Raw genomic sequence first — 12646 nt, 5'->3', positions numbered from 1 at the left:
AAATGGTTAACAGGCGCATATTTGAATTAAATCACTGGATGAACCAGCAATACCGACCCAATCCCCAATGAGGCTCCCGCCAGAATATCTAAGGGATAATGCACGCCAAGTGCAATACGTGAGCCCCCTATGCTAAAAGCCCATAAATACGCCACAGGAGCCGCCGCTGGATAGATTTGCGCCACGCTCGTTGCCATCACAAAGGCCGCAGCTGTATGACCAGACGGTAAGCTGAAGCAATCCGATGGTTCAAAACCACTCTCAAATCCCACTAATGCATGGCATGGCCGTGTGCGACGAATACTATTTTTCAATAGTAAATACAGAGGTAACTCAACCAAAAAACTCGCTAACATCAAATTAAATAGAGCCTGTCCTTGAGCGTGCGTCAGCATCAAACCCACGGACAAATATAAATACACATGCCCATCGCCACTCGCTGACACCCGCTTTGCATGGGCATATAAACCATGGTGCTGGGTGAAGCTCACGATATGGCAAAACATTCGCTTATCTAAGTCTGCAACGTAACTCAACATAAAACAGGCTCCTTGCTGGCATACCAGCGAGTTTTACTGCGATGTTAATCTGTGCATTCTCTCGACGACGCTTAGAGTGCTTAGTCTGAAACCAACCGACTCACCAAGGCTCTATTCACGATTGAATTCGTTATTGACTGCTCACGGCTAATTTACTGTTTGCTAATAATTAAACCTAAACCACATTAGCTAAAGCACTATTAGATAGCTTGAGACTAAGAAAGACCTGTGACGGCTAAGTGACATCTGCTCGAAGGTTTTATGACAAGAAGCATGGCTGAGGTTTTGATCTAGAAGGATTCTAGGGACGTTATGCAGGGGCTAAGGGATTTATTTAAGAATAGCGATAGGACAGAGGCAGAATATTGTGTTGCTCTAAACGTTAATCTCAAGAGCAACACAATCCAATAAAACTTAGGCTGCGGCGGGAGTATTTGCCTTAGCACGGTAAATTTTTGTCAAATGGTAAATATTAATACAAGCAACAAACGCATTCATCCCAGCCACAGGCCAAGCAGAAATAAAGACCCCATAAACCACAAACAGGGTGCATCCTACAAAATTCAACCATCGCAACCAAATGATATTCTTCATCATTAGAGAGATCGCCACCATTATAGAGGCAAAATAACCAATAATTTCAATCGTATTTACAGCTTCCATAGGCACCTCTCGAAGGCCCTCTACCGTCCATAAGCGTAACGGGGGGTCCATGCCCCTAAAGCAAATTAAGTTAAGTAAGTTAATTTAAACTTGGGATATAATACCAAAGTGCGCAACAGAGTTGTAATAAAAAACCGTTATTTAATGACCAATATCAAGTTTTACCGAATAAATTCTATAGTGTGACGAAAAATTACTACAGATGTGTTAACAGCCAAGTGGCAACAATACCGTGATTGATAACACTTTTCTTTTCAATAATCCCTTTTATACTGGCGTAAACTCGCTAAACTGTACGCAACGCGGATCAATAGGAGTGTAAATATGGAATACAACACCTCAGAACTATGTGACATGTACTTAGATGTCGTAGATGTAGTCGAGCCCATGTTCAGTAACTACGGTGGTTGTAGCTCTTTTGGCGGTTCTATTAGCACCATCAAGTGCTTTGAAGACAACGGCCTAATTACCGAAGTCCTACAAGAGGATGGCCAAGGTAAAGTCTTACTCATTGATGGCGGTGGCTCATTACGCCGTGCGCTGATCGATGGTGCTATCGCTGAACTTGCGGTTAGCAACAACTGGGAAGGCATTATCGTTTACGGTTCTGTACGCGATGTGGATGCATTGGAAGAATTAGACATTGGTATTCAAGCCCTTGCCTCTATTCCAGTGGGTGCTGATGGCAATTCAGTGGGCGAAGTGGAAATTCCAGTCAATTTTGGCGGTGTGACTTTCTTACCCGGCGATCACATTTATGCTGATAACACAGGCGTGATTTTATCACCTGAACCACTCGACATTGAGTAATCTCACTGTTCAGTCAAGAAAGCCAGCTAAGCTGGCTTTTTTATTCACTATTTTCAGCGTTTCCCCATTGAATCATCGCCCCACTCTGGCCACAATAGCTCGACTCTGGCCGAATAAGAATATCAATCTATGCCTGAATTTATTCCTTTTACCCATACCGATATCGCCTCACTCGTCAGCACAAGAACGGGCGAAACTAAGCTAGGCCAATGCGTCCATCTGGCCAATCACGAACACACGTTAGAGGCAATACTCGCCACTGCAAAAGCTCACGGTGCATGCTTTGCCATTATCGGCGTTGGCGAAGATATAGGCCCACGTGCCAATTTAGGCCGCGGCGGTGCAACCGATGCGTTCACAACCAGTATGCGCCAATGGCTCAATTTACAATCGAATCGTTTTCTTTCTGGCGCCGAATGCCTAGTGTTAGGCCAAGTGAACACCGCCGATCTGCAGCAACAAACTACGAGCAATACAACAGCTAACAGTGACGTCACCTTAGATGAATTACGCGATGCAGTGGAACAACTCGATGAGCGTGTGATCCGTATCGTCAGTGCTATTTTAAAAGTGGGTTTAGAACCCATACTCATAGGCGGCGGTCACAACAATGCCTATGGTTTGTTGATGGCAACCTACGGCCACTACCAACGCCAAGTCGCCGCGGTGAATCTCGATCCTCATTCGGATTTTCGTCTGCTCGAAGGTCGTCACAGCGGCAATGGTTTTAGTTATGCAGCCGACCGCGGCGCCTTAGGTTGCTACCATGTACTGGGTTTACACGAGTTAAAAAACAGCGAAGCAAACCTAAGCCAACTCAGCGAATTTGGGGGAACTTGGCATAGCTTGCAACAAATTTGGATTCGCCGTGAAATCAGCCTTAGCCAAGCTTTACTTGAAATCGCCGCCAAACTAAATGACACAGGTTTACCCGTAGGATTAGAACTTGACGTAGATGCTATCGCTAAAATGCCCAGTAGCGCTTCAACCGCTGCAGGTGTGCCATTGCTCGATGCGGCGCATTATGTCAGCTATATCGCCCGCCACTGCCCATGCGCTTATTTGCATTTAGCCGAGGCTGCACCAAGTTGCCACGAAGCGGGAATTGAAGCCGGATTCAGGGATGTAGGCCAAAGCCTAAGCGAGCTTATCTACGCTTATGTGCAGGCTCGCATGCAATTTTTGGCACAATGAATATAACCAGTTGCACCCAACTGGGCGCTAAGCTATTCACCAAATCCTGATATTGTGGTCTAATGCCTGTCCATTTTACGTGGTCGCTAAGCACTTAATCCTACGACTGTTCAGGAGTGCCTCAAGCTAAGGCATTGCAGTTAGTTTACTAGCTCGATCACAGAGTGATAGATCAAAGATTCAGCAAATGCAGGCGATGGCTTACACTCGCAACTAATACATTGCAAAACAATAGGAACACATTGATGTCTGAGGGCGAATCTAAAAGTACCCACTTTGGTTACAAAACCGTAGAGGCCGATAAAAAGGCTGAACTCGTTGCCGGCGTGTTTCATTCTGTTGCCGCTAAGTACGACATAATGAACGATGTGATGTCCTTCGGCATTCACCGTTTTTGGAAACGTTACACCATTGAAGTCTCTGGCGCCCGCCCTGGCATGAAAGTGCTCGATTTGGCCGGCGGTACAGGTGACTTAACCGCAAAATTCTCTCACTTAGTGGGTGATAAAGGTGAAGTGGTTTTAGCTGACATTAACGATTCCATGTTAAAAGTCGGGCGCACTAAGTTGCGCGACAAGGGCATAGTCAACAATGTCAGTTATGTGCAAGCCAACGCCGAAGCACTGCCGTTTCCCGATAACCACTTCGACATCATTACCATCGCCTTTGGTCTGCGTAACGTGACCGATAAAGATGCGGCGCTGCGTTCAATGAATCGCGTGCTTAAGCCCGGTGGCAAGTTATTAGTGCTAGAGTTCTCTAAGCCTCAGCATGAAATTATGCGTAAAGTGTATGATTTATATAGCTTCAAAGTCTTACCTAAGATGGGCGAGCTCATCACTAAAGATGCCGACAGCTACGAGTATCTGGCAGAATCGATCCGCATGCACCCAGATCAAGACACATTAAAACAAATGATGGTTGATGCAGGCTTTGAACAAGTCGACTACACCAACATGACCGACGGCATTGTCGCATTGCACCGTGGTTATAAATTCTAATGATGCCGCAAGAAGTTGTGCTGCTTGCCTGCGCCGCAATTGAAACGGGTCTGAAAAAACTTCAGGCCCAAGCGGGCGACGATTATTCGCGCCAGCGCCAGTTGCATGGCAAAGTGTTTCGTATCCAATTATCACAGCTCAGCTGGCCATTCTATTTAGTGTTTGCCAAAGAGATCCAAGTACTGAGCCGCTATGAAGGCGATATCGATGTCAGTCTACATGCCGATGCGACGACGCTTTACCGCGTGTCCGAAGGCGCCAACCTAACTGAACTAATCAAGCAAGATAAACTCAAGCTTGAGGGCGATCTCAATTTATTACAAAGCTTTAGCCAATATCTACGCGGTATCGAATTTGACTTTGCCGAGCCAATATCCCGTTATTTAGGTGATGGTCTCACTCACAAACTCATCTGTTCTAGCCATCAGGCAAAAGACTTTGCACTCGAAGTGTTGCGTAAAACCCGCTCCCACTTAGGGGAACTCGCAGTTGAAGAGTATCGCCTCGCACCGCACCCAATTGAGTTAATGCACTTTCGCGATCAAATGGATGATTTAGTTGCCGACACTCGCGCGATTGAACAACGGATTGCCCAATTAAGAGACCAAATTAAGCCATGACCTTTGCCAGTATCCGCCGCGGTTACCACGTCATCAAGACCTTACTTCAGTACGGGTTAGATGACGTATTGCCGCCAAAGATGACACCTTGGTACTTTAAACTCGCCCGTAACAGCCTATTCTGGATCCGCAATAAGCATAAAAATAAGCCCGGTGGTGAACGCTTAAAATTGGCGATGCAGGAACTCGGCCCCGTTTATATCAAGCTTGGGCAAATGCTCTCAACCCGCCGCGATTTACTCAGCGATGAATGGGCCAGCGAATTGGCCATGCTACAGGACAAGGTGCCGCCCTTTGACGGTGCACTTGCCCGCCAAGCGATTGAAGCTGAGCTAAAAGCGCCGATTGAATCGCTATTCGATGACTTTAATGAAACGCCACTGGCCTCAGCCTCTATTTCTCAGGTGCATACCGCGACCTTAAAATCTAACGGCAAAGACGTCGTACTTAAGGTGCTACGCCCGAATGTAGAAGCCAAGATTCAAGCCGATCTGCAGTTGATGTCGCAAACGGCCAAACTGATTGAATACCTCCTCGGTGAAGGTAACCGCCTGCGCCCTGCTGAAGTGATCGAAGATTACCGCGTGACCATTTTAGGCGAGTTAAACCTTAAGCTCGAAGCCTTAAACGCAGTCAAGCTACGCAACAACTTCCTCAACTCAGATGCGCTCTATGTGCCTTATGTGTATGAAGAGTTTTGCTATCCACGCCTGATGGTGATGGAACGTATTTACGGTATTTCTGTCTCGGATATTGCCGCCCTTAAAGCGCAAGGTACCAACTTTAAGTTATTGGCCGAGCGAGGTGTTGAACTATTTTTTACCCAAGTATTCCGCGATAACTTTTTCCACGCCGACATGCATCCGGGCAATATCTTTATTTCCCGCGATCATCCTGAGAACCCATACTACATTGGGCTCGACTGCGGCATCATGGGCACACTCAGCGAAGTCGATAAGCGCTATCTCGCCGAAAATTTCCTCGCCTTCTTTAATCGCGATTATCACAGAATCGCCCAGCTCTATATTGAGTCTGGCTGGGTATCGGAAAAAACCGATCTACAAGCTTTCGAACAGGCCATCAAAGTGGTGTGTGAACCTATGTTCAACAAGCCGCTCGACGAGATCTCCTTTGGTCATGTGTTACTGGAATTATTCCGCACTGCGCGCCACTTCGATATCGTGGTGCAACCGCAATTGGTATTGTTGGAAAAAACCTTACTCTACATCGAAGGCTTAGGCCGTCAGCTGTATCCGCAGTTGGATTTATGGCAAACCGCCAAACCTTTTTTAGAGCAGTGGATGGCCGACCAAGTCGGTCCTAAAGCTATGTTTAAAAAGGTATCCACAAAACTGCCATATTGGGCTGATAAACTACCTGAATTCCCTGAACTAATTTACGATAATCTTAAGTTAGGCAGGAAATTGCTGAGTTCTCAGCAACAAATGCTAGATAAGTATTTGAAATATCAGCAGCAGGCACACAAGAGTAACTACTTGCTTATCACTTCTGCCGTTTTATTGATCTGTGGCACGTTATTGATTAATAGAGACGCTACACTATGGACCCCTTATGTTTGTCTAATTTCAGGCATGATATTGTGGTTTGTAGGATGGCGATCTAGGCCAAAGAATCGCAAATTTTAGCTAGCACTAATTAATCAGAGGTTCATAATAGAACCGATATCAATTAAGAGGATACCTTCATGGGTGGTATTAGTATTTGGCAACTGCTTATCGTTGCGTTAATCGTTGTCTTGTTGTTTGGAACTAAGAAATTACGCTCTTTGGGTGGTGATTTAGGTGGTGCGGTTAAAGGCTTCAAAAACGCCATGTCTTCAGAAGAAGACAAGAAGGCATTAGAAGACACCGAAGCGGCTAAAACAGCGCAAACAACTCAACAGGCGACTGAAAAGAAACCTGAGTCTAACAAAGAACAGGCGTAACTCTTTATGTTTGACGGTATCGGCTTTATGGAGCTGCTGCTGATCGGTGTTTTGGGGCTAGTGGTTCTTGGCCCCGAACGTCTACCGGTTGCGGTGCGTTCGGTAACGAGTTGGATCCGTGCGATGAAACGCATGGCGAACTCGGTAAAAGAAGAGCTTGAGCAGGAGCTGAAGATCGAGCAGTTGCATGCCGATCTTAAAAAAGCCGAGAGCAAAGGTTTATCTAACCTCTCACCTGAACTCAAAGAGTCTATTGAGCAACTAAAGCAAGCGGCACAGTCAGTGAACCGCCCTTATCAGGTTCAGGATCCATCAAAAGACACCCCTGCGCCTGAGAATCAAATTCACACTCCTGCTCAAGTGAATCCAGTTCAAGCTAGCCAAACTAATCCAACAGCCACTGTAGAGGCGAGTCCAACATCGGCCTCTCCCGCTGCTTCAAGTGAGCCATCTCAGGGCGTGGATACCAGTTCTAACCCGAAAGCCAACGGATAATTCATGTCGCAACAGCAGCCACTTATCAGCCATTTGCTTGAACTTAGGTCCAAGCTGCTAAAATCCATTGCCAGTGTGTTATTAGTGTTCATTTGTAGTGTGTACTGGGCAAATGATATCTACCACTACATGGCAATACCTTTAATGCAGTCTTTACCTCTTGGTGGCAGCATGATTGCGACGGATGTCGCTGCACCATTTTTTGCACCTTTCAAACTAACCCTCGTTTTATCATTTTTTGTGGCAGTGCCCTACGTGTTATTTCAAATTTGGTCCTTTGTGGCACCGGGTTTATATAAACATGAAAAACGCTTAGTGATGCCACTGCTATTCAGCAGTACCTTATTGTTTTATCTCGGCATTGCATTTGCTTATTATCTTGTATTCCCTGTTGTTTTTGGTTTTTTTGCTAACAATGCGCCAGAGGGAGTTCAAGTTGCGACAGACATTACTAGTTACCTTAACTTTATTCTGAAGCTATTCTTTGCCTTTGGTCTATCCTTTGAAATCCCCATTGCCGTTGTTTTACTCTGCTGGTCAGGTGTCACTACACCTGAAGATCTCAAGCAAAAACGTCCTTATATCATAGTGGGCGCCTTTGTCGTCGGCATGCTATTAACCCCACCGGATGTGATTTCCCAGACTATGCTTGCTGTACCAATGCTGTTATTGTTCGAAGGCGGTTTATTAGCGGCTCGTTTCTACAGCAAACCAGATGACGAGTCAGACGAAGATACTGAACAAACAAACGACTAACGCCCTCGAAGGCGTTAGGGGAATAATATAATAAGGAACATTCTCATGCGCTTAACTCTTATCACGGCAGCGATAATGCTTGTATCTGTCCAAGCAAATGCCAGCATTGAACAACAGTTAACCCAATGTGCAACAACCGCCGATAAACTCGACCGCTTGATTTGCTATGACAAGCTAGCAGAAAGCGTAAAAGCTGACACCATTAGCACTCAAGTGATACCGGCTACAGTAGCAACAGTTGCAGCCCCTACGACTGCAGCAGCGATAGTGGCAACCGCACCCCAAGCGCCAACGGCAAAAATTGCCGATGACTTTGGGATGGAAGCCAAGCGTGTTCAAGAAAATACTGTCGATAAGATTTATTTAGAGATTCAATCTATAGCTGAAGATGCCTACGGAGACATTAAAGTGACTTTCACTAACGGTCAGGTATGGAAACAAACTGATGGCCGTAAGTACAATGTTAAGCAAGGTGAAACTGTCTATATTGAAAAAGCCGCTTTAGGTTCTTTTTTAATGGGTACCGATGATCGCAATGCCAAGGTTCGGGTAAAACGCCTAAAATAATGCCCTCATACATAGATATCGCTGTCAATTTACTTGGCAGCGCACTCGAACAAGATACTGTATCGATAATACAAGCGGCGGCGGACCAAGGGGTTTCGCCGTTAATTGTTATTGGCAGCGATTTAACTGAAAGTGCGGCAGCCATTGCTGTATGCGAGCAATATCCTAATCAACTTTACTGCACTGCTGGTGTGCATCCCCACCATGCCAGTGGTTGGCATGATGGCTCAAACGCTCGACAAGCTGAACTCTGTCACGCACCGCAAGTGGTTGCCGTTGGCGAATGTGGTTTAGACTACAATCGTGATTTCTCCCCGAGACCTATCCAGCGCCAAGCTTTTATTGCCCAACTCGCCTTAGCCGTTGAACTGCAAATGCCAGTGCTAATGCACGAACGCGATGCCCACGAAGACTTTATCGCAATCCTGCGTGAATATCGCCCCCAGCTTAATGGTGCGCTTTTACATTGTTTCACAGGCACTCACGCACAGATGGAAGCCTATATTGACCTAGATTTACACTTAGGCATAACAGGTTGGGTCTGCGATGAAAGACGCGGCCAAGAACTAGCGCAACTCGTTCCCTTTATTCCGCAGAATCGCATTTTAATCGAGACAGATAGCCCTTACCTACTCCCCCGCAGTATGCGGCCCAAGCCTAAATCGAGCAAAAACAAGCCCGAATACCTTCCTTATATCGCAAATTATATTGCAAACCTACGCGGAGAAGATGTGGATGAGTTTGCAAAACGTTGCTACCAAAATAGCTTAGCGTTTTTTAATTTGGATCGAGTCCATGCTTAACAAAAACATGCCACTCATATTCTTGCTGTGGCTATTTATATGCCCCACACAGGCCTTGGCAACCCTATTGAGCATTGACGAGTCAACCACGACGCCTTTAAACCTTACGCCTTGGTTAATGGTCAGCCACCCTACACCTGCAAAAGAACTGGCCGAAATACAAGCTTTGCCAAAAACTGATTGGCATAACTTTACCAATAAAGACATTCAAAAACTCAGCGGCCATGATTTTTGGCTCAGTTTCAGCTTAACCAGCCCTGACGAAACACTTTCTCGCATTTTAGCGCTAGATAACCCTTTGTTAGACAAGGTAACTATCTACCATTTAGTCAATAATAAACTCATGAATACTGTGCTGATGGGTGATATATTCCCCTATGAGGATCGACCATTCTTGAGCAATATTTTCCTATATCCTTTCAAGATCAACACAGATGACTCCCATACTTTCTATCTGCATATTCAAACTGAAGGTAGCGCTGCAGTACCATTAAACCTATGGTCTTCTAATGACTTAGCTCAAATTGCCGAATCTACCGCCGTTGAGCATGGATTCCAACTCGGTGTACTTGCCGCAATTGGCATTTTTAGTCTTTTTATCGCCATAGCATCGGGCTCATTCAGCTACAGCTATTACTCTGGCTATGTACTTAGCATGACCTTACTCGTTGCCACGATTAACGGTTTTGCCTTCCGATTCCTCTGGCCAGACTGGCCGCTATTACAGCAAGTTATGGTGCCGTTTTTACTGCCAATCGTTATGGCATTTGCGTTAATGTTTACTGAAAAAATATTACAGCTCAAATATTTAAACCGCCGTATGTTACTCACTTGTCGCTATAGTGCCGTGTATATTCTCTGTGTGGGACTTGCCACACCTTTCATCCAATATGGTACAGCGTTATATATTGAGATCATTTCAGTTGCAGTGCTCAGCCTAGTCCTGATGGTCTTTGCCATTACTCAAGCTATCAATGGCCATAAACTGGCACGTATGTACACTATTGGCTGGGTGAGTATGCTGACAGGCGCTTGCATCAGTAGCTTGTTATATCTCAGCGTGATTGACCTCAATTTAAAACCGCAAACCCCTGTCATGCTCGGCCTGACATTTGAAATCATCTTTATGTCTTTGGTACTTGCCATTCGTTATAACGATGAGCGTAAAGCTAAACTGCGTATCCAGCAAGAAGCCTTGAAACAAGCACAGAAAATTCGTAGTGCGCGGGAAGAAGCCCTAAAAGCGGAAGCCGAGAGCAATGAGAAACTCGAACAAATGGTGCAAGAGCGTACTTTAGAACTGGAAATCACCCTCAGAGAATTGCATGAGGTGAATCAAAAGCTCACAGAACAAAGCACTATCGACAGTTTAACTGGGGTCAAAAACCGCAGTGCCTTTGATAAACGTTTAATCGCTGAAAGCCGGATCAGTCGCAGGCAAGAAACACCCATAGCACTGTTAATGCTTGATATTGATCGTTTCAAGCTGATCAATGACAGATTCGGTCATCTTGCAGGCGATCAAGCATTACGTACAATAGCTCAAACATTACAGCACCATTTAAAACGGCCAACGGATCTAGTGTCACGTTTTGGGGGGGAGGAATTTGCTATCATCCTTCCTAATACAACTGCAGAAGGTGCTCTCCAAGTTGCTGAAACAATAAGAGACGCTGTTTCCTCTATTCATTTTGAATGGGAAGGTGAAGCGATACCTTTGACTATCAGTATCGGAGTCAGTGCCGATATAGTGACCCACGATCAACACAGTACTAAATTACTAGAACAAGCAGATAAAGCCCTCTACCAAGCAAAAAACGGTGGGCGTAATCAAGTCAGCTTGTATTTGTCGGATCAAGCAAGACCAGTACCTAATTAGGAGTCAAATGTGAATATCATTACCAGTGCCTTCCCTCAGCGTAGAATGCGCCGCATGCGTAAACATGATTTTAGCCGTCGCCTCATGGCCGAAAATCATCTAACTGTCAATGACTTGATTTACCCAATGTTTATTCTAGAAGGCACTAATCGCAGTGAAAAAATAGCCTCTATGCCCGGTGTTGAACGCTACTCGATAGACTTGCTACTGAAAGAAGCTGAAGAACTGGTTGAGTTAGGTATCCCATTGATCGCACTTTTCCCTGTGACACCTGCAGAGAAAAAAACATTAATGGCAGAAGAAGCCTATAACGCAGATGCCCTAGTGCAACGTGCAGTGCGCGAGCTCAAAAAAGCCTTTCCACAGCTAGGCATCATGACTGACGTGGCACTAGATCCTTTCACCACTCACGGTCAAGACGGCATCATAGACGAAACGGGTTATATCCTTAACGATATCACCACCGAGATTTTAGTGAAGCAAGCACTGTCACACGCCGATGCTGGAGCTGACATCATTGCACCATCGGACATGATGGATGGCCGTATTGGCGCGATTCGCCAAGCATTAGAAGCGGCAGGGCACGTCAACACTCAAATAATGGCTTACTCGGCAAAATACTCTTCAAACTACTACGGTCCATTCCGTGATGCCGTAGGCTCAGCGGGTAACCTCAAAGGTGGCAATAAGCATAGCTATCAAATGGATCCAGCGAACAGTGACGAAGCTTTGCATGAAGTCGCACTCGATATCCAAGAAGGAGCAGATATGGTGATGGTTAAACCAGGTATGCCGTATTTAGATATAGTGCATCGCGTTAAAACTGAACTTGCAGTGCCAACATTCGCCTATCAAGTCAGTGGTGAATACGCCATGCATATGGCTGCAATCCAGAATGGATGGTTAGCCGAAAAGGCCATCGTCATGGAGTCCCTACTCTGCTTTAAACGTGCAGGCGCAGACGGTATTTTAACTTACTTCGCTAAACGTGCTGCCCAGTGGCTTAAAGAAGCTTAAGCAACCTAATGCGAAAGTACCACTTCAAAGCAGCCTTCTGGCTGCTTTTTTTATCGATGAATAGTGCAAAAATCTGGAAGTAAAGCTTGTGTATTGATGGGAAGAAAAGACTCGCCAACAAAGCTAATAGCAATACTTACAGTCGGCAGCATTACTATTAGTGCAAATAATGTTACAGATTACAAAAGCAAAAAAGCCAGCTTATTCAGCTGGCTTGGTTACATCTCAACGAGATAATTAGGCGCTTGGCGATGACCTACTCTCACATGGGGAGACCCCACACTACCATCGGCGCGTTTGCGTTTCACTTCTGAGTTCGGGATGGGATCAGGTGGTTCCACAAGGCTATTGTCACCA

The 12646-nt window shown here is 45.6% G+C and carries 14 protein-coding genes and 1 rRNA gene; 12 read left to right on the top strand and 3 right to left on the bottom strand.

The features are described 5' to 3' along the window. Nucleotides 1-26: 26 nt before the first annotated feature. Both KFE26_RS11595 and KFE26_RS11590 read right to left on the bottom strand, forming a co-directional pair. On the bottom strand, nt 27-539 hold the full coding sequence (locus KFE26_RS11595; RefSeq protein WP_212600484.1) for a phosphatase PAP2 family protein: 513 nt from the start codon (nt 537-539) through the stop codon (nt 27-29). Between the two features lie 414 nt (nt 540-953). Beyond that, entirely contained in the window at nt 954-1202 is a 249-nt protein-coding gene (locus tag KFE26_RS11590; protein WP_113940145.1) for a YgjV family protein, read from the bottom strand. A 324-nt stretch (nt 1203-1526) separates the two neighbouring features. Here KFE26_RS11590 and rraA point away from each other — a divergent pair, with 324 nt between their 5' ends. The 12 genes from rraA to hemB all read left to right on the top strand — a co-directional run bounded on the left by rraA (nt 1527) and on the right by hemB (nt 12289). Further along, nucleotides 1527-2012 carry a ribonuclease E activity regulator RraA gene (gene rraA / locus KFE26_RS11585; protein ID WP_105251214.1) on the top strand — a complete coding sequence of 162 codons (486 nt, stop codon included), beginning with the start codon at nt 1527-1529 and terminating at the stop codon, nt 2010-2012. Between the two features lie 129 nt (nt 2013-2141). Then, nucleotides 2142-3206, top strand: coding sequence for a formimidoylglutamase (locus KFE26_RS11580; RefSeq protein WP_212600483.1), 1065 nt, complete (start codon nt 2142-2144; stop codon nt 3204-3206). Nucleotides 3207-3451: 245 nt separating this feature from the next. Next, complete coding sequence (gene ubiE, locus KFE26_RS11575; protein ID WP_006083326.1) at nt 3452-4207, top strand: bifunctional demethylmenaquinone methyltransferase/2-methoxy-6-polyprenyl-1,4-benzoquinol methylase UbiE; 756 nt, start codon at nt 3452-3454, stop codon at nt 4205-4207. After that, nucleotides 4207-4827, top strand: a complete 621-nt coding sequence (locus KFE26_RS11570; RefSeq protein ID WP_212600482.1) for an SCP2 domain-containing protein — start codon at nt 4207-4209, stop codon at nt 4825-4827. The genes ubiE and KFE26_RS11570 overlap by 1 nt, the downstream gene beginning before the upstream one ends. Then, entirely contained in the window at nt 4824-6473 is a 1650-nt protein-coding gene (gene ubiB / locus KFE26_RS11565) for a ubiquinone biosynthesis regulatory protein kinase UbiB (RefSeq protein WP_131523492.1), read from the top strand. The genes KFE26_RS11570 and ubiB overlap by 4 nt, the downstream gene beginning before the upstream one ends. 59 nt (nt 6474-6532) lie before the next feature. Beyond that, nucleotides 6533-6772 carry a Sec-independent protein translocase subunit TatA gene (gene tatA / locus KFE26_RS11560; RefSeq protein WP_006083329.1) on the top strand — a complete coding sequence of 80 codons (240 nt, stop codon included), beginning with the start codon at nt 6533-6535 and terminating at the stop codon, nt 6770-6772. A gap of 6 nt (nt 6773-6778) precedes the next feature. Beyond that, a complete protein-coding gene (gene tatB, locus KFE26_RS11555; RefSeq protein WP_212600481.1) occupies nt 6779-7267 on the top strand; it encodes a Sec-independent protein translocase protein TatB in 489 nt (162 codons plus the stop codon). A gap of 3 nt (nt 7268-7270) precedes the next feature. Beyond that, on the top strand, nt 7271-8023 hold the full coding sequence (tatC, locus tag KFE26_RS11550) for a twin-arginine translocase subunit TatC (RefSeq protein WP_113940134.1): 753 nt from the start codon (nt 7271-7273) through the stop codon (nt 8021-8023). Nucleotides 8024-8068: 45 nt separating this feature from the next. Further along, nucleotides 8069-8590: a hypothetical protein gene (locus KFE26_RS11545; RefSeq protein ID WP_212600480.1), complete on the top strand. Its 522-nt coding sequence runs from the start codon at nt 8069-8071 to the stop codon at nt 8588-8590. After that, nucleotides 8590-9393: a TatD family hydrolase gene (locus tag KFE26_RS11540; protein WP_212600479.1), complete on the top strand. Its 804-nt coding sequence runs from the start codon at nt 8590-8592 to the stop codon at nt 9391-9393. Before KFE26_RS11545 ends, KFE26_RS11540 begins: the two co-directional genes overlap by 1 nt. Continuing rightward, a complete protein-coding gene (locus KFE26_RS11535; protein WP_212600478.1) occupies nt 9386-11272 on the top strand; it encodes a diguanylate cyclase in 1887 nt (628 codons plus the stop codon). Before KFE26_RS11540 ends, KFE26_RS11535 begins: the two co-directional genes overlap by 8 nt. A 9-nt stretch (nt 11273-11281) precedes the next feature. Beyond that, complete coding sequence (gene hemB / locus KFE26_RS11530) at nt 11282-12289, top strand: porphobilinogen synthase (RefSeq protein WP_105251204.1); 1008 nt, start codon at nt 11282-11284, stop codon at nt 12287-12289. 243 nt (nt 12290-12532) lie between these two features. On the opposite strand, the gene rrf is transcribed toward hemB, so the two are convergent. Then, nucleotides 12533-12646, bottom strand: a 5S ribosomal RNA gene (gene rrf / locus KFE26_RS11525); the annotation flags it as partial.

It is taken from the genome of Shewanella sp. M16 (assembly GCF_018224605.1).
GTDB classification, from domain to species: Bacteria; Pseudomonadota; Gammaproteobacteria; order Enterobacterales; family Shewanellaceae; genus Shewanella; species Shewanella oncorhynchi.
The sequence above is the reverse complement of the archived record's forward strand: the minus strand, read 5'-3'. Positions and strand labels throughout refer to the sequence as shown.

Bases quoted from the DNA above. Each gene is read 5' to 3' on its own strand.
- ubiB (WP_131523492.1), top strand. From the start codon at position 4,824: ATGACCTTTGCCAGTATCCGCCGCGGTTACCACGTCATCAAGACCTTA.
- KFE26_RS11540 (WP_212600479.1), top strand. From the start codon at position 8,590: ATGCCCTCATACATAGATATCGCTGTCAATTTACTTGGCAGCGCACTC.
- KFE26_RS11580 (WP_212600483.1), top strand. From the start codon at position 2,142: ATGCCTGAATTTATTCCTTTTACCCATACCGATATCGCCTCACTCGTC.
- rraA (WP_105251214.1), top strand. From the start codon at position 1,527: ATGGAATACAACACCTCAGAACTATGTGACATGTACTTAGATGTCGTA.
- tatA (WP_006083329.1), top strand. From the start codon at position 6,533: ATGGGTGGTATTAGTATTTGGCAACTGCTTATCGTTGCGTTAATCGTT.
- KFE26_RS11590 (WP_113940145.1), bottom strand. From the start codon at position 1,202: ATGGAAGCTGTAAATACGATTGAAATTATTGGTTATTTTGCCTCTATA.
- tatB (WP_212600481.1), top strand. From the start codon at position 6,779: ATGTTTGACGGTATCGGCTTTATGGAGCTGCTGCTGATCGGTGTTTTG.
- KFE26_RS11570 (WP_212600482.1), top strand. From the start codon at position 4,207: ATGATGCCGCAAGAAGTTGTGCTGCTTGCCTGCGCCGCAATTGAAACG.
- tatC (WP_113940134.1), top strand. From the start codon at position 7,271: ATGTCGCAACAGCAGCCACTTATCAGCCATTTGCTTGAACTTAGGTCC.
- KFE26_RS11595 (WP_212600484.1), bottom strand. From the start codon at position 539: ATGTTGAGTTACGTTGCAGACTTAGATAAGCGAATGTTTTGCCATATC.
- KFE26_RS11535 (WP_212600478.1), top strand. From the start codon at position 9,386: ATGCTTAACAAAAACATGCCACTCATATTCTTGCTGTGGCTATTTATA.
- KFE26_RS11545 (WP_212600480.1), top strand. From the start codon at position 8,069: ATGCGCTTAACTCTTATCACGGCAGCGATAATGCTTGTATCTGTCCAA.
- ubiE (WP_006083326.1), top strand. From the start codon at position 3,452: ATGTCTGAGGGCGAATCTAAAAGTACCCACTTTGGTTACAAAACCGTA.